Source organism: Streptomyces bikiniensis (assembly GCF_000716625.1).
GTDB lineage: Bacteria > Actinomycetota > Actinomycetes > Streptomycetales > Streptomycetaceae > Streptomyces > Streptomyces bikiniensis.
In genome coordinates, this window is record NZ_JNXJ01000119.1 from 1 (window position 1) to 596 (window position 596).

1 protein-coding gene is annotated in these 596 nt (G+C 73.3%); it reads left to right on the forward strand.

Going from position 1 to position 596, the window contains the following annotated elements:
• The coding region (locus tag OO47_RS33000; RefSeq protein ID WP_033211211.1) for a sigma-70 family RNA polymerase sigma factor at window positions 1-394 on the forward strand (394 nt) is incomplete at its 5' end.
• Window positions 395-596 lie beyond the last annotated feature (202 nt).

Below are 596 nucleotides of genomic sequence, written 5' to 3' on the forward strand. Positions count from 1 at the left end.
CCGCACCGAACTCGCCCACCACCTCCACCTCACCGAGGAAGAGATCGCCGAGGGCCAGCTCGCCGCCCACGGATACGCCACCCGCTCCCTCGACACCCCAGCGGGAGAAGACGAGGAGACCTCGGGTGCCGCTCCCCGGCACCTGGCGACCACGGAGCCCGCCTACGAGCTGATCGAGTCCCTGGCCGCGCTGCGGCCGCTGCTGGACCGGCTGGACGAGCGCGACCGGCACATCCTCGAACTCCGCTTCGGGGAGGAGCTGACCCAGGCCGAGATCGGCCGGCGGATCGGACTCTCCCAGATGCAGGTGTCCCGGCTGCTCACCCGCATCCTCGGCGACCTCAGAGCCGCCCTGCTGGAGGAGGCTCCGGCGTCCGGCCGGGCGGCAGGCTGATCTCCAGCCACACCACCTTCCCCACCGCCCCCGGCCCCCTGGCCTCGTACCCCCACGCCCCCGCCAACCTGTCCAGCACCATCAACCCGTGCCCACCGGGCAACGCGGGCGAACGCGGCCCACGCGGCCGGGGCGGCTCAGGACTGGCATCGGAGACCTCCACCCGCAACCCCTCCCGCCCGCGCCGCAGAACGAACTCCTC